Source organism: Pseudomonas sp. LBUM1658 (genome assembly GCF_059716055.1).
Genome location: NZ_CP166798.1, coordinates 2,821,814 through 2,837,828, shown reverse-complemented (window position 1 = coordinate 2,837,828; position 16,015 = coordinate 2,821,814). Strand labels below are relative to the sequence as shown.

At 59.0% G+C, this 16,015-nt stretch carries 13 protein-coding genes and 2 pseudogenes; 8 read left to right on the top strand and 7 right to left on the bottom strand.

Going from position 1 to position 16,015, the window contains the following annotated elements:
• Positions 1-36: 36 nt before the first annotated feature.
• From ACA064_RS13070 to ACA064_RS13055, 4 genes are all read left to right on the top strand, one after another.
• Positions 37-1,026 carry an Ldh family oxidoreductase gene (locus ACA064_RS13070; protein ID WP_497673716.1) on the top strand — a complete coding sequence of 330 codons (990 nt, stop codon included), beginning with the start codon at positions 37-39 and terminating at the stop codon, positions 1,024-1,026.
• 61 nt (positions 1,027-1,087) lie between these two features.
• Positions 1,088-2,446 carry an MFS transporter gene (locus ACA064_RS13065; RefSeq protein ID WP_497673715.1) on the top strand — a complete coding sequence of 453 codons (1,359 nt, stop codon included), beginning with the start codon at positions 1,088-1,090 and terminating at the stop codon, positions 2,444-2,446.
• 136 nt (positions 2,447-2,582) lie between these two features.
• The gene (locus ACA064_RS13060) at positions 2,583-3,953 is read left to right on the top strand and encodes an MmgE/PrpD family protein (RefSeq protein ID WP_497673714.1); all 1,371 of its coding nucleotides are present in this window, start codon (positions 2,583-2,585) and stop codon (positions 3,951-3,953) included.
• Between the two features lie 80 nt (positions 3,954-4,033).
• On the top strand, positions 4,034-4,693 hold the full coding sequence (locus ACA064_RS13055) for an NADPH-dependent F420 reductase (protein WP_497673713.1): 660 nt from the start codon (positions 4,034-4,036) through the stop codon (positions 4,691-4,693).
• A 7-nt stretch (positions 4,694-4,700) separates the two neighbouring features.
• Here the strand turns inward: ACA064_RS13055 and ACA064_RS13050 are convergent, their stop codons facing one another.
• Positions 4,701-4,826 (bottom strand): hypothetical protein, encoded by a 126-nt coding sequence (locus tag ACA064_RS13050; RefSeq protein WP_497456044.1) that lies wholly within the window; start codon positions 4,824-4,826, stop codon positions 4,701-4,703.
• 332 nt (positions 4,827-5,158) lie between these two features.
• Here ACA064_RS13050 and ACA064_RS13045 point away from each other — a divergent pair, with 332 nt between their 5' ends.
• A complete protein-coding gene (locus tag ACA064_RS13045) occupies positions 5,159-6,421 on the top strand; it encodes an OprD family porin (RefSeq protein ID WP_497673712.1) in 1,263 nt (420 codons plus the stop codon).
• Positions 6,422-6,640: 219 nt separating this feature from the next.
• On the opposite strand, the gene ACA064_RS13040 is transcribed toward ACA064_RS13045, so the two are convergent.
• Genes ACA064_RS13040 through ACA064_RS13030 form a run of 3 tightly spaced genes read right to left on the bottom strand, consistent with a single transcriptional unit; the run spans position 6,641 to position 10,862 of the window.
• The gene (locus ACA064_RS13040; protein WP_497673711.1) at positions 6,641-7,888 is read right to left on the bottom strand and encodes an acetyl-CoA hydrolase/transferase family protein; all 1,248 of its coding nucleotides are present in this window, start codon (positions 7,886-7,888) and stop codon (positions 6,641-6,643) included.
• 51 nt (positions 7,889-7,939) lie between these two features.
• The gene (locus ACA064_RS13035) at positions 7,940-9,163 is read right to left on the bottom strand and encodes a CoA transferase (protein WP_497673710.1); all 1,224 of its coding nucleotides are present in this window, start codon (positions 9,161-9,163) and stop codon (positions 7,940-7,942) included.
• Positions 9,153-10,862 (bottom strand): acyl-CoA dehydrogenase family protein, encoded by a 1,710-nt coding sequence (locus tag ACA064_RS13030; protein ID WP_497673709.1) that lies wholly within the window; start codon positions 10,860-10,862, stop codon positions 9,153-9,155. Before ACA064_RS13030 ends, ACA064_RS13035 begins: the two co-directional genes overlap by 11 nt.
• A gap of 355 nt (positions 10,863-11,217) precedes the next feature.
• Here ACA064_RS13030 and ACA064_RS13025 point away from each other — a divergent pair, with 355 nt between their 5' ends.
• From ACA064_RS13025 to ACA064_RS13015, 3 genes and pseudogenes are all read left to right on the top strand, one after another.
• The gene (locus ACA064_RS13025) at positions 11,218-12,189 is read left to right on the top strand and encodes a LysR family transcriptional regulator (RefSeq protein WP_497673708.1); all 972 of its coding nucleotides are present in this window, start codon (positions 11,218-11,220) and stop codon (positions 12,187-12,189) included.
• Positions 12,190-12,258: 69 nt separating this feature from the next.
• Positions 12,259-12,348 (top strand): annotated as a pseudogene (locus tag ACA064_RS13020) (integrase); the annotation flags it as partial.
• Between the two features lie 127 nt (positions 12,349-12,475).
• A complete protein-coding gene (locus ACA064_RS13015; RefSeq protein WP_497673707.1) occupies positions 12,476-13,909 on the top strand; it encodes an IS1182 family transposase in 1,434 nt (477 codons plus the stop codon).
• Positions 13,910-14,153: 244 nt separating this feature from the next.
• Here the strand turns inward: ACA064_RS13015 and ACA064_RS13010 are convergent, their stop codons facing one another.
• The 3 genes and pseudogenes from ACA064_RS13010 to ACA064_RS13000 all read right to left on the bottom strand — a co-directional run.
• Positions 14,154-14,423 (bottom strand): hypothetical protein, encoded by a 270-nt coding sequence (locus tag ACA064_RS13010; protein ID WP_497673706.1) that lies wholly within the window; start codon positions 14,421-14,423, stop codon positions 14,154-14,156.
• Between the two features lie 25 nt (positions 14,424-14,448).
• Positions 14,449-14,910: a PRC-barrel domain-containing protein gene (locus ACA064_RS13005; RefSeq protein WP_497673705.1), complete on the bottom strand. Its 462-nt coding sequence runs from the start codon at positions 14,908-14,910 to the stop codon at positions 14,449-14,451.
• 696 nt (positions 14,911-15,606) lie between these two features.
• Positions 15,607-15,916 (bottom strand): annotated as a pseudogene (locus ACA064_RS13000) (hypothetical protein); the annotation flags it as partial.
• Between the last annotated feature and the right edge of the window lie 99 nt (positions 15,917-16,015).

Sequence of the window (16,015 nt, the reverse complement as noted above, 5' to 3'; positions counted from 1 at the left end):
CCGTACAAATAAGAACAATAAATAGTGGAGAAAGACATGATTCTTAGCATTCCCGACGCGCGAGCGTTGGTCCATGCAAGCATGGTCGCGACCGGTCATACTTCGGCCGAGGCGGACATTATCACCGACCATTTGATCGATTGTGAACTGCGCGGCCTCTCATTCGGCGGCCTGCCACGGGCGCTTTCGGTCATTGAACGGATCCGTGCAACGACAACCCCGCGCCAAGCCATCAAGATCGTCAAAGAGTCGCCCGTTTCTGCGGCGCTCGATGGAGGTGACCAGGTTGGCTATCTGGTTGCCCAGCGCGCCACCGATCTCGCTCTCGAGAAGGCTCGCGCGAGTGGCATTGCAGTCATCACCGCTAACCAGACTTGGTACACGGGAATGTTTTCCTACTACCTTGAGCAAATCACGGCCGCGGGCTTCATGGGCTTCGCCGCCGGAAGTGGCGGGCGCCGCGTCGCGCCGCATGGCGGTACCGAAGGACGCTTCTCGACGAATCCGATTGCCTTTGGTTTTCCGAGCGACGGGAACCCTGTTATCTGGGACATAGGTACGTCGGCGATCATGCTTGGCGAAGTGATATTAGCCCAGCGTATGGACCAATTGCTCCCGGATGGAGTGGCATTCGCGCCGGACGGCGAACCTACGCGCGACCCGAGCGAGGCCCTTGCCGGAGCATTTGCCGCCTGGGGTGGACACAAAGGCTCGGGACTCGCGCTCGTGGTACAAATGCTGGGCATGATGAGCGGTGCATCCGCAGCACCGCCCAAGCTAAGCGACTGCGGTTTCTTCATGCTCGTGGTTGATCCGGCACTCTTCACCGACGCCGAGGATTACGCGCAGCGCGTGAGCACATTTGCAAATGACCTTCGCGATACCCGCCCGCTTGATCCGGCAACACCGGTGCGAGTGCCGTTTGAACGATCGGCTGCGGAGCGGGAAAAGCGTAGGGCCGACAACCGGATCGACGTAGCGGACCAGATCCATGAGGCTTTGAAAGCGGTCGCCCTGGGCGCCTGACACAGGATCAAACCTGAACTGCATCGCCCAGGTGATCGAATGAATATCCAAGGAGACAACAATGTCTAACTCCGCCTCAAGCACTACCGTGCGTTCCGAGAGCGACAGCGTGTATCGAAAGGTCACACTGCGCATCGTGCCACTACTCTTCGTCTGCTACATGCTGAACTACATAGACCGCGTCAATATCGGCTACGCACAGCTGCAGATGAAACACTCTCTGGACTTCTCCGACGCGGTCTTCGGGCTCGGCGCGAGCGTCTTCTTCCTCGGATATTTTCTCTTCGAAGTGCCAAGCAACCTGCTACTGAACAAGATAGGCGCTCGCAAGACGCTGCTGCGCATCATGCTCGGCTGGGGACTGGCGTCGGCGTGCACGATGTTTGTCACTACACCCATGCAATTCTACGTCGTGCGTTTCTTCATCGGCATGTTCGAGGCGGGGCTGTTCCCCGGCATGCTGCTTTATCTGACTTTCTGGTATCCGCCGGCGCGGCGCGCGCGAGTCGTGGCCCTGTTTATGCTCGCCACTGCTGCGGCCGGAATCGTCGGTGGCCCGGTCTCAGGATGGATCCTGCAGAACATGAACGGTATATATGGGATGGAAGGCTGGCAGTGGATGTTTGTCATCGAGGGGTTGCCGTGCTGCCTGATCGGCATATTTGCCTACTACTATCTGGCTGACAGCCCTGCGAAAGCGCACTGGCTCACGGATGCACAGAAATCGCTGGTACTGGGTGAAGTGACGGCAGCGGCAGCAGCCGCAGCAGCAGCAGCAGCGGCGACGGCCAGCGGAAGGCAAAGCCGCTCTGCGTTCGCTGACCCGAAGGTCTACCTGCTAAGTTTTGTACTGTTCTGCATGCTGTGCGGTTCATATGTGCTCGCCTTCTGGCTACCGACGGTGATTCGAGAGCTTGGCGTCGACAATTTCCAGCAGATCGGCCTGTACGCGATGATCCCCGACGCGCTCGCGATAGTGTGCACGATTCTGTATAGCCGCCATTCCGATAAGCACCTGGAACGGCGCTGGCACTTCATCATTGCCGCTTTGATCGCAGCGTTCGCACTCAGTGCGACCACCCTCACGGCACATAGCCTTGGTCTTTCTATCTTAATGTTCGCCTTCGCCCGGGCTGCGATCGTCTCGTCTCTGCCAATCTTTTGGACCATGGCTACCACCCAGCTTTCGACGCGTTCGAGCGTCGCAGCCATTGCGGTAATTTCTAGCTTGTCGAACTTCTCCGGCATGACGAGTCCTTTCCTGATCGGGTTAATCAAAACGGCGACGGGCAGTCTCACCTACGGGATGTACGTGATCTCGTCGTTGATGATTATCTCTGCCTTGTGCGTATTCTTTTTTGTGCGACGCGAGCCACGAGCCAGTGACGCGATCAAGCGCACCGCACTGTCGCGAGCCTGAACCCGCCCTGCCCTTTCATGCCGAAACCGCGAGTCTCGAGTGACACACCGAGGCTCGCGGCCGGGCACGCTGCGGCCGCTGGCCGCCGATGCCCGCGAGCGCTTCGATTGGAACTAAAGAAATGACACATCAAATAATGAACGAGCAGCCCGACTCAGCAACGCGCCGGGCTGCGCAGGCCGCCGTGGCCATGGGGCAGCTTGAGCCCGATGCCGCAACGAAAAGCAAGGTCGCCCTGGTGCTGCTGGACTTCTTCGGCTGCTGCCTGGAGGTTGTGCACAGCCCGGTCGGTGCCGCCACGCAGACCTATCGCGCAGCGCACCGAAGTGCGCCCGAAGCGCATCAATGGGGGCTGAAGCAGAAGGTGAGCGCTGAGGATGCCGCCCTGGCCAACGGGATCCTCGGGCACGGCCTGATCCGCGAAGACATGCACGTGCCCAGCGGCACGCATCCGGGTGTGGTGATCCTGCCGGCCCTGCTGGCACTGGCGGAACGCGAGCGTCTCTGCGGCGCAGCTCTCGTGCGAGGCATTGCGACCGGTTATCACCTGATGGGCGCGCTGGGCATCTCCGCCCGGACCGGGTTGACCAATCGGCGGTTTCGTCCGCTCGGCATTTCCGGTCCGTTCGGCGCGGCGGCAGGCGCCATCGCCGCCACTGGTACCGACGAGGAGACCGCCGTTCATGCGCTGGCATTCGCGGCAAATTTTGCGGCCGGTCTGAACCAGTGGCCCTGGGCCGGCGGTCAGGAGATCTACGTGCATGCCGGCATGGCTGCGCGCAACGGGCTGGTGGCGCTTGATTTGGCGCGAGCTGGCCTGACCGCTTCGACGGACATCCTGGAAGGTGAAGACGGTCTATTCGCAGCGCTGGGGAGCGCGACGAGCGCTACTTCGGTGTTCCTGCGCAGGCTCGAGGGCCCGAACTGCCTGCTGGACGTCACCCACAAGCCCGTGCCCGGCTGCAACTTTGTGCAGACCGCGGCCGCAGCGGCGCTACAGCTCCATGCGCAACTGGGTGCTCAAGAAACCCGCGCGATCCGGCGGATTGTCATTTCGACCTTCTCTGCGGCCCGCAACTATCCCGGCTGCGACAGTACAGGCCCCTTCAGCCACATCGAGCAGAGCAAGATGAGCTTCCAATACGCGATCTGCGCTGCACTGCGCCATGGCCAGCTTGACAACGCGATCTACAGCGACTGCGACGATGCCGAACTTCAGCGCCTGATCGGGCTGACCGAATTGCGCATCGACCCGGTGTTCGAACAGCGGACCTTGCCCGCTCAGCCTGCCCGTGTCGAGGTGGAGATGGCGCATGGCGAGCGCATTGCCAGCGAACTGGCGGACGTGCCCTGGCTCGATGCCGAAGCAGTTCGCGATCGCTTCCTGGCGACGGCACAGCCAGCCCTGGGCGAGGAGGACACTCGCCGACTGGTCAAGCTCGTCGACACGCTCTGGAACCAGGACGACACATCGGAATTCTTCAGTCTGTTGCAAAAGATGGGCTGAAGCGCGGCGCTACGCCCGAAAATAGCCGCCACTTTCAGCCCTCAATTTAGACAAGATCCCTTTACACAAGGAGTTAACACGTGAAGATCGGAATCATCGGCGCGGGCTTCATCGGCCGCGCGCTTGCGACATTGGCCGTGAAGAACGGCCACGAGGTGATGCTTAGCAACTCGCGCGCCGCGAAGACCCTGGGAAGTACCGCCGTTGCAATCAGCTGCAAAGTCGGCACCGCGCTAGAGGCTGCCAGTTTCGGTGAGATCGCGATCGTAGCCATACCGCTGATGAATTATGCGCAGGTTCCGGTGGAGGCCCTTGTCGGCAAGATCGTGATGGATGCCAACAACTACTACCCCGAGCGCGACGGACGCATCGAAGCGCTCGACACCCACGCGACCACGACCAGCGAACTTCTCGCCGCCCATCTTGCCGGCGCCAAAGTCGTGAAGGCCTTCAACGCGATCTTGCAGGGGGATCTCGAAAAAGACGCCCGACCTGCCGGTTCACCTGCCCGGCGTGCGCTGCCGATCGCAGGGGATGACGCCGCTGCGAAGCGCATCTGCACCGACCTTATCGATCAGTTCGGCTTTGACGTGGTCGACGCAGGGCCGTTGGCCGAAGGCTGGCGATTTCAGCGCGCCATGCCGGCGTATTGCATTCCCCTCGCTGCTGCAGGACTGCAACGCGCGCTGGCCGCAGCCGAACGCGGTGTCGAGCTGCCGCACGGCTCCTGGCGTCCGTAACACAGGGCTATCCGCCCACGCCGGCGAACGTGATCGTGCCCAGTAGTCCGGGCTCAAATCTCGACGTCGCGGCACACGTCGTCATGAAGGCGCGGATGCGCCAGACGCCTTCCTTGGCATACAGCTTGATCATGGCTGCGATGCTGGCGCGCTCCTACCCGCGCTCCTGAGCGGCTCTTATAGTCCAGTTGTCCGCAGCGATTGCCAATGCATGGCTGCTGTCGCTACCACAAGGCTTTGAGCCATGACGCAAGCATCTATTCGTCTCACAAAACGCAGGTGAGTAGCCTGGCCGTCGCACTTGGACTGTGCTCGCCTGGCGCGGGGTCGCCGAGCCAACACCGAGGGTCTGGAGCGACCTACCCAGGCTCACTGCGCGTGCTTTGCCGGTTCAGATTCACCTGACGTTATGTCATGCAACAACCGTTGCGATACCAGCCACAAAAATAATTATAGGTAAACAACATGCACTTCCTCGCGTCTCCCAAGGGGCTGCTGCCCTGCCTCGCCGGCTTGCTCCCCAGCCTGGCCTGCGCCGATTTCATCGACGACAGTCACCTGCGTTTGGATACCCGCAACTTCTACATAAATCGCGATTACCGGGACGCTGACCGCCCCGACACGCCCAGGCATGACGGCCAGAGTCAGTCCAAGGCTGAGGAGTGGGCCCAGGGCTTCCTCCTGCGCTTCAACTCCGGCTACACTGATGGCCCGGTCGGCTTTGGCCTCGACGCCTTGGGGCTGGCCGGCCTCAAGCTCGACTCTGGCGCTGGCACCAGCGGTGCCGGCGCCCTGCGGCGCAACCCGCAAAATGGCCAGTCGGCCGACGACTACAGCTTCCTCGGCCTGACCGCCAAGGCGCGTATATCCCAGACCAACATTAGCGTCGGCGACCACGAACCGGTGTTGCCAGTGGCGCTGCGCAACGACACTCGTCTGTTGCCACAGACCTTCCAGGGCGCCCAGGTACTGTCGAAAGACATCGACAAGCTGATGCTCATCGGCGGCCAATTCCGCGCCGTACACCAGCGCGATTCGGGTAACTACGACGACTTGAGTATGTCCGCCGACGGCTCCCGCGGTGGCGTCACCACCGACCGCTTCAACTACGCCGGCGCCAGTTATGCGCTGCTGCCCGATCTGCAATTGACCGCCTACCGCGCCGAACTAAGGGACAACTACAGTCAGTCCGTCGCCAACCTGGTCTACACCGTGCCGCTGGGCAAAACAGCCAAGCTAAAAGCCGACGTGCGCTATATCGACAGCAATGGCGAGGGCCGCAGCGACGTCGACAACCGCTTACAGGGAGCAATGTTCAGCTACCTCGATCAGGGCCATCGCCTCAGCCTGGCCTATCAGGAACAGAACGGCCGCACCGGCATGTCTTATCTCTCGGGAACCGACCCTTGGGGCTTTAACAACGGCACCTACCACAACTTCGTCCGCGCCGATGCAGACTCTTGGCAATTGCGCTATGACTACGATTTCGCCACCGTCGGCGTGCCCGGCCTGACCTTGATGGCGCGCTACATCAGCGCCGATGACTTTCGCATCGCAGGCCAGGCGGCACGCGCATGGGAACGCGACATCGACCTTGGCTACGTGATTCAGAGCGGCACACTAAAGGGTTTGGGACTGCTCTGGCGCAATGTGGCTTACCGCAGCAACGCCACCACCGATATCGATGAGAACCGCGTACTGATAGCCTACACCGTCAAAGTCTGGTGAGACGTACGCGCGGGGGGCTCCGCGATTGCGCAGCCCTCCGCGCGACACCTACCGCCACGGCTCAATGGCCTGACGGTGCTGCACTGGCAAGGGATGTTGTGGGTGCACCGCGGACCAAGCCGGAGGCGCCCCCCGTCTGCGACAAGAAAGGTGGAACGGCGTACAACCTCGACGGTGGTCCGCCCTATGCCAGGGTTGGAGCGCCCGGCCATAGACACGTCATCGGATGGTATGCGCCTGACGTTCTAGCTGTTCGCGATGCGCCGGGTCGGCGATCGCGATCATTCGCCGCACACGTTCAGCCAGTGAGCAGCCGCGCAGGTCTGCGATACCGTGTTCGGTCACGATTACGCCGGCGTCGCAGCGAGCGGTGCTCGTGGGGCCCGACAGCGACGCGACAATACGTGATCGTTCGCCCACGGTAGAACGCAGTGCGATGATTGGAATGCCCCCGGGGCTCAGATGGGCCGCGCGCAGAAAATCGGGCGCCCCGCCCACCGCCCCAATGTAATTGCCGTTGGCGACTTCGGAGTTCGCCTGGCCCGTAAGGTCGACTTCGATCGCGGAATTAATCGCAACGAAATGATCAATCGAGCGCAATGCTTCGCCACCGTGGGTTTCGTGAGTGCCGCGTAGCACGATGTCGGGGTTGCGGTCGGCGTAGGCATAGAGCCGCTTGGTCCCCATCAGCAGGCCAGCGACGCTTTTGCCGGCATTGCGTTTCTTGCGAGCATTCGTGAGCGCGCCGGATTCGGCCAGGTCGACCAGGGCGTCACCGACAATACCCGAGTGGATACCCAGATCTCGGCGGTTGGTCAGCCGCTTGAGGGTTTCTTCCGCCACGCCCCCGAACCCAACCTGCAGCGTTGCGCCGTCTTCGATAAGGGATGCGACGTACTCGGCAATGCGTTCTTCTTCGGGCGACGGCACGCTGTATTGCGCTTCGAGCGGTGCGAAGGCGGCCGGAACGAGCACGTCGATCTCATCCGGACGCAACCGGCGCTCGCCATAGGTGCGCGGCACATTGGGATTCACTTCGCCAATCACCACTCTCGCCTGCCCGATGGCCTCGATCAGCAGGTCGTTGGCCAGGCCCAGGCTATACAGGCCATCATCATCGGCTTCGGCGACCTGCACAAACACGACATCGATACGGCTGCCCGCGTGCTCCATCGCGCCCAACAGCTGCGAATAAGGCGACGGAACAATATCGAGCAGCCCCGCTCTGGCGAGCGCTCGATTGCCGCCTGCGCCGCAATAACTCATGAAGCGAAAATAGTCGGCGTGCTCTGGGCGCAGAGTGCCGCTTAAGTCGATCCCCAAGAACAGATTCAGGCGGCCGAAGTGTGCCCGCTGCGCGACCAGAGCACGGGTCAGGGTCAGGGGTTCAGCGGTCGCCTGGCCCCATATCAGGGTATCGCCGTTGCGCAGATAGGGTGTGAGGTCGGGCAGTGGATCGATATGCAAAGCAGGCTCCTTACAGCACGTGCAGATTGAATCAGGCAGATGAACTACGTCTCAGCTCGACGGGCGACCGGCAACCTTGCGATCGATCAGTGCGCCCACCTGCGCGCTCGATAACCCGAGCAAGTCCGTGAGCACCTGCTCAGTATCTGCACCCAAGCACGGCGCCGGTCGTGCTGGGGCGCGCGGGAACGAGGAGAAGGCAAGAGGAGAACCCGGCGCGAGCAGGTCGCCTACGCCCGGCTGGGCAACCGTGGAGAACAACGGGTTCGCGGTAGAACACTCAGGATCGTGCGTCACCAGCTCGCTGACCGTTTGATATCGGTTCCAGCAAACGGCATGGGCATCGAACGCCGAGGCGACATCCAGCAATGTTCGAGCGCCCACCCACTGCGCAAAAAGCGAGGACAGTTCAGCGCGTGCGATAAACCTGTTCCCCTCGCGGCGCAGATCAAGGTCTAGTGAGCGGCCGAGTGTGTCGATGCTGTCGGTGAGGCCAGTGGCTTCGCAGAGCGACTTCCATTGTTTGGCGGTCAACCCAACGATCATGATGCGCTGCCCGTCGGCGGTCAGAAAGTCGCGACCGAACGCGCCGAACAAGTCGTTGCCCGTGCGCTCTCGTTGCTGTCCGAGCTGCGCTTCGGCGAGAAAGCCGAGGTGGCCCATCACCGCGAGCGCCGCGTCTTCGAGTGCAAGTTTTACGTGTTGTCCCAAGCCGCTCTGCCGGCGAGTACGTTCGGCGGCCAGAATGCCCAGCGCGGCCAGGTTGCCGGTCACCAGATCCCAAGCGGGCAGCACATGATTGCAGACTTCGTCAGCGGACCCGTTACCGGTGAGATACGGTATGCCGAGTCGTGGATTGACCGTGTAATCGACTGCCGAACGGCCATGCCGGTCGCCGGTGATGGTCAACTGGATGAGGTCGGCACGGCGTGCACTCAAAGCCTCATAGTCGAGAAACCCGCGCGGCGGAAAGTTGGTGAGCAAGATGCCCGCATCCGGCCCTGGAGCGGTGACGAGTGCGGCAGCAAGCTCGCGCCCCTCGGCGCTAGCGAGATCGAGTGTGACCGATTTTTTCGACTTGTTGAGGCCGCACCAGAAGAGGCTCGTATTATCCGCCGTGATCGGCCAGCGCCGATAGTCCAGACCGCCGGCGAGCGGGTCGATCCGGATCACTTCGGCGCCCAGTTGCGCGAGCGTCATGCCACCGAGCGGGGCAGCGACGAATGCCGACGCCTCGACAATTCGCATGCCTTTGAGAATCGAATCAGACAGCATGGTTTACCTCACTTGCGTCAGTCGTAATACGCGTCAATGTGCGGTCGTACACAGCGCGCGCCACGACCTTCAACGCAAGCGTTTCCTCGGCGCCTTCGAAGATCGAAAGTACGCGCGCATCAACGAAATAGCGGCTCACGGCACACTCTTCCGCGTATCCCATACCACCGTGAATCTGCAGCGCTTCACGCGTGACGATTTCGGCCGAGCGGCACGCCAGCAGCTTGACGAGGCTCGCCTCCATCTGCGCGCCTTCGCTTTCGAGATGCCGGGCAATTGCATAGGTCATCTTGCGGCATGCGCTATAGCGCGCCGCCATACGCGCGAGTTTCACCTGGGTGAGCGGGTAGCTTGACAGCTGCTTGCCGAACACCTTGCGGTCGTCGGCGTAGCGAATCGCTGCATCCAGCGCGGCACGCATGACGCCCGACGCGCGCGCAGCGGTTTGCATGCGCCCGCCCGTCATGCCCTGCATGGTGAAATAGAAGCCCTTCCCGAGCCCCGCGTCTGCGCCGAGCACGTGAGTGTCGGGGACGTAGAACTGCTCGAAATGCAGGTCGAACGAGTGCATTCCCCGGTACCCAATGGTCGGAATCGCCCGCCCGGTGAGACGGCCGCCATCGGGCTGCGCGAAATCAATCTCATGCCCGTCGCTCGAAGGTTTTTCCACGAGCATGATTGACAGGCCACGGTGCCCGGCCGATCGGTCGGGGTCCGTGCGGGTAACCACCATCAGCAAGTTCGCCATGCCGGCGAAGGTGCACCATGTCTTGGCGCCATCGAGCAGCCAACCGCCCTCCACGCGCGTGCCTTTAAGGCTCAGGCTGGCCACGTCGGAACCGAAGTCCGGCTCGGTAATCGCAATGCCGCAGAGCGTTTCGCCCGATGCGATGGCGGGCAGCCAACGCTGCTTTTGTGCATCCGTACCGCCAGTGAGCAGCGCTCGCGAAAGAATTTCCGGACGGGTGATGAGACTGCCTGCCGCGGCCAGTGACGCCTCCGACAGGGCTTCCGTGACCGCCACCATCATCAGCGCGTCGTTGCCGGTGTCCGATGCGCTACCGCCCAGCGACTCCGGTATCGAAAGTCCGAAGGCTCCCATCTCGCGCATGCCATCCAGTATCTCGGAGGGAACCGTCATGTCTTGGCGATGGATCTCTTCGGCAAGCGGTGCAACCACCTTTTTTGCGAAACGTCGGAACGCATCTTGAGCCATCGCAACGTCATCCGGCTGCTTCATGTCGGCAATCGATTCGGCCGAGGCCAGTTCACTACCGATTTGCGCAAGCACTTCGCTGCTGCTGGTAGCCCGGCGCAAGCGCGTAAACTCTGCGCTTTGCGTGACCTCATGCAATCCCGTGGCACAAATGCCAAGGTCGACATACAACACATCGATACGTTGCACGACGCTGATAATCGCGTCACAGGCAAAGGCGAGCGAGAGGCGCATGTCCAGATCGGTGGCGCAGTCTTGTGCGTCACTGCGATCGCAGACAGTTTCGGCCGCGAGCAGCTCCGCGCTTGCCAACGCGATTTCATAACTAGCGGGCTGGAATTGGTCGAGCAGCAACGCATCGAGTTTTCCATTGACCACACACGAGCCGACGACCGAGTGCACCGCCTCGTCAAGCAAACAACGAACACGACGGAGTACGGCAGCAGTAGCGGCAAAACTTTGGGGAATCGATTGATTGGGCATCTTTTATGGTTTCGAAAAAGTGGGCCGGTGTGGCGGGTTCGGGGGGCTTTTCCTAGGGTGGAACCATTGGCGCCATGCCCGACGTGCTGGAAGCAGCATAAGCAAGCCATGGGAGTGCCGGTAGTGGCCGCCCCGCATGACAGACATGCTGCTGCGACATGACAGAAAGCGTAGCGCGGGGATGTTGCGCCACGCTTCCAACACCATGAAGGGCTGCCCGCCCGATAGTTCGCGAGCCAGAAGTAAGAAAAATCTACTGCCAAGCTCTCGATCGTGTATTTGAAGCATGTCCTCCATAGACACCTCAGCGATGGCTGATTAGGATGAATGCCCCACCCTGCGATGCATTTTCGACATGAGTACTCATACCTTACCGATTGGCGAGCAGATCATTGACTGCGACCTGCTAACAATTTTCTGCAAGGTCGCCGAACTGGAAAACTTTTCACGGGCGGCAGTACAGCTCGACCTCGCGCAACCGGTCGTCACCCGCAAGATGAAACGGCTCGAAACAGAACTCGGGGTGGAGTTATTCGTCCGCACCAACCGTGGCTGTCAGCTCACGCGTTCGGGCAAACTTCTGTTCGCTAAGGCGGGCGGCATCCTCGTGCAGCTCGCGAACTTGCGCGAAGAGGTGATGCATTCGGCGCAAGACATTTCCGGCTCGATTGCGATAGGCATAACCCACACGGCCGGCTCGTATCTTGCCGCGCACATCGTCTCCACGATCGCCCAGCATTGGCCGAAGCTACATGTGAGTCTCGTTCAAGATGTAAGCAGTGTGCTGAGTACTCAACTATTGAATAACGAACTGTCGGTTGCCGTGCTTTTCGATCCGCCACACGACGCTCGCATCCTCGCCGTTCCCTTGCTGATGGAGCGCCTTCACCTCGCCGGCAAGCCCAACTCCGAGCTGCTCAATATCGAACGCCTTACGATGGCCGACCTCATCGATGCACCGCTGATTCTGCCCACTCGCGGTCAGGCGCTACGACTACTCGTCGACGAAGCGTTCAGCGAGATTGGCGCATCGCTTGAGCCGATCTACGAGACCAACAGCACTGCACTTCTGAAGTCACTCGCTGCGCAAGGACTGGGCTATACGCTGCTGACCTACGGCACCGTTGCCTCGGAGATCGCGAGCGGTCAACTAGCTGCCCGCGCCCTTAATGAGCCCGGCATGTCGCTCTGCCTGACGCTTGCCTATACGCACGAGCACCGTCGCCTGAAGACAGTGCGCTTTGTAGGGGATCTCATTCAGCGCGAGGTCCGTCGGCTCGTGCAAAACGGCACGTGGAAAGGTACGCCGATGGTTGCACAGGGATGAGCATCGGCGCCCCCTGAACTCCATCGAAGACCCTCACTCGTAAAATGCTTGATACCCGGGATCAAAGAATTGGGCCATACGAAGCTAGGAAGCACTGTCAGATAACTTGGCATTGAGGTAGATGATGCGCTGGAGATGGCCGAACAGACAGAGGTCTGAGCCCGGCATCGCGTTGGTCGAAGCTCTATCGGCGCGGTTCGAAAAGCCGCTTTCGGCCCAGAGTGTGTAAAAACGCCTTCGCAAACCCTTGCTATGATTTCTGAGGATTTCATCGCAAGGATCGCCCATGAAGCGCTTTATTCAAGGTGAACATCGAGGTCAAAGCACCTTACTGCCCGAAAGCCTCGACGATTACGTCACGGATACCAATCCAGTGCGCGTAGTCGACGACGTCTTCGTCGATGAACTCGACCTGGTCAATCTGGGTTTTGAAGGCGTCATTCCAGCCGATACTGGCCGGCCTGCTTACCACCCCGCAATCCTGCTGAAGATCTACATCTACGGCTATCTCAACCGCATTCAGTCGAGTCGACGCCTGGAACGAGAATCCCAACGCAACGTCGAGCTGATGTGGCTGACTGGGCGTTTGATGCCTGATTTCAAGACCATCGCCAACTTCCGAAAAGACAACAGCAAGGCCATTCGAGGCGTCTGCCGTCAGTTCGTCGTGCTCTGTCAGCAGCTGGGACTGTTCGGAGAAAATCTGGTTGCCATCGACGGCAGTAAATTCAAGGCGGTCAACAATCGCGACCGCAACTTCACCAGCGCCAAACTGAAGCGGCGAATGGAAGAAATTGAATCGAGCATCAACCGTTACCTGACGGCACTCGATGCTGCCGATCGGCAAGAGGCTGCGCCCTCGGAGCCCAAAGCCGTGCGGTTGGAAGAGAAAGTCGCCAAGCTGAAGATGCAAATGAAGGAGCTTCAAGCGATTGAAATCCAGCTCAATGAATCGCCGGATAAACAGGTCTCACTGACCGATCCAGATGCCCGCTCCATGATGACTCGCGGCACGGGAATCGTCGGCTACAACGTGCAGACAGCGGTCGATACTCAGCACCATTTGATCGTTGCGCACGAGGTGACTAACGTCGGTTCCGACCGCGATCGACTCAGCTCAATGGCCAAGCAGGCCCGCGAGGCGATGGCGTCAGAAACACTGTCGGTAGTGGCTGACCGAGGTTACTTCAAAAGCGAGGAAATCCTCGCGTGTCGAAATGCAAACATCACTGCCTATGTACCCAAGCCGATGACCTCTGGAGCCAAGGCTGACGGGCGCTTCAATAACGATGCCTTCATCTATGACGCGGCAAAAAACGAATACATTTGCCCGGCTGGAGAGGCGCTGATTTGGCGCTATTCCTACGTTGAAAAAGGCCTGAAGTTGCACCGTTACTGGAGTTCCAATTGCCAGGGCTGCGCACTGAAATCGCAATGTACACCGAGCACGGAGCGGCGAGTCCGGCGCTGGGAGCATGAAGTCGTGCTGGAGGAAATGCAGAGCCGGCTGCGCAACGCGCCGGAGATGATGCAAGTCCGAAAACGAACGGTTGAGCATCCCTTCGGGACGCTCAAACAATGGATGGGAGCGACGCACTTCCTGACCCGAAAGCTCGCCGGGGTGAGCGCCGAGATGAGCTTGAACGTACTCGCCTACAACTTGAAACGGGTCATGAAAATCATCGGTACCCATAACTTGCTGAAGGCGCTAACGGCGTAAGAACCGGCCTGCTTCCTACTCTCCCGTTGATCTGACGCGTTGCTGGGCCGGTTTAGCTCACCAGAAAAGCGCCGTGCCCTTGATCAGGCTGCGAAGGGTGACTGTTTCTCAGGCCTTGAAAATCGAAACGGGATCTAGCGTTTTTACACACTCTGGGCCGATTTCTGCCTGTTGCGACCGGCTTAAAACGACCCATAACGGACATTCGATCTCGATCGACGACGCAGTCGGTACTAACCTTGATTTAGCGAACAAAAAAATCCAGAAGACAATTCTGTTTCCGGGATTTTTCGATGTAACGCAGTGTTTGTTTGAGCTGCTTTCGTCCCTTTATTAGACACCAGCTGCCAGAGGGAATAGTCCCAGCAACAAGCAAGTGAGCAAAATAAGGAAGCTCAACGCGAACGCCCATTTCATAGTGTATTTCTGATGGCCGCTGAACTCCAATGCGCGCCTTAGGGTTTGGCACCCCCAACGCCAGCCTTAGCATGTCGTTGTTTTGCTCGGCGCGCATCACTCTTCGTTTTGGATAGGGACGGTTAGCTCTTGTCGACACTTTGTCTCTGGACAGTATCGTAATCGAAGGGTTTAGTTCCATAGAAAGAATGGATTTCTGTTGCCCAAGACTCGTCGGCCATATTAGGCCAACTGTCCTTGTCAAAGCCTGGTGCATTTTCCAAGCGCTCTTTCTCTATATTTAGTACGAAGCGCTTATTGAGTGTATCGAGTGACAATGCATTCCAAGGTACCGCAAACAGTTTTTCTCCCATGCCAAGAAAGCCACCAAAGGATAGAACGGCATAACTCACTCTACCGCTGCGAACATCCAGCATGATTTCCTTAATATCTCCCAAGTCTTCTTCATTATGGTTATAAACATCATTTCCAATGAGCGTGTCTGCACCCATCAGGTCGGGCCCAGGCCCCTGTTCCTCGGAGCCGGGATCTCGTAGGAGGTTGGTTTTGTACATGCCATAGGTATCGCGATCTTCATAGTTCATTGCTATCTCCTATCAACAATCGACAATCAATAAGAAAATGTATGTGCAGCCTTTATGACTGTATTGATGAGAGTCACCCGCTTTTGAAAAGTTTGAATTTTTTTTCGCGTGACGACGAATGGTAGGTTGGAAATAAAAATAATATTTAATCAGCTTTTAATTAGGGTGCTATCCATGCATAAAATTGATGCTTTGAGTTGTTTTATATATTGGCATTCACCTACATTGCTTATCGTAGATACCTGAATAAAGCGATTTCCTGTTGTGGCAACTATGTCTCCAGCTTGCATATGACCTCATAAATATGACGATGAAGTTTTGCCCACAACTGTAACCGACCTCGGTCAGCGGAGCGAACTAATAGAGTGATAGTCCATATAGGGCACTCCAATAAAGTCCGGAGCAGGACATCAAAGCGGCAGGCGAATGTCCGCTTCTGGCCGTTCTCTGCCGGTCATGGCCGCGAAGCGTGCTGGTCAAATCCTATGCAAATGGATGGTCAGGTCAAATGCAAACGAGTGGGCAAATCTGTGCAATTACCCAGAGCCGTTTTAGAACTTCCGATCAGCAGCTTCATCGGGTGTCGTCCAAGCAATTCCCCTCGCCGGCTCAGGCGACGCCTTCAATCGGGGCTCGGCTCATTTCGTTTTTTTAAACTGCCGAGCAGAGTAGAAGTTTTCGTGAATGCTGTTTTTACAGATTGAGCGTGTCGTACAGCACATGCAGCACGTCCACATCTACCGAAGCGACCCATGTTTTTTGGCGCCTGCATCCGCTGACTGATTCCGGCAACGCTGTTGCGCAAGCCCTGGATCTTCTCCTGCATGTGGCCACCGACCGTGGCGTTGTGCTTCTGCCCCAACACCAGGTTCAGATCCCGGCCGGTGGCCTGGTGCAGGTCGTCAGCGGCCGCCAGGCAGGCGGACCCGCCCGACAGCAGCTTGAACGCACCCAGGGCCTCTATCTTCTTGATGCCACCCATGGACTCGGTCGAATGCTTGTCTACGCGTACCTGCCAATTCGGCTCGCCACCCCCCTCCGCAAGACTGCCAATGGATCAGTCAGACACGACCTACCCTTTAGAACTGATGTCACCATCTGACAT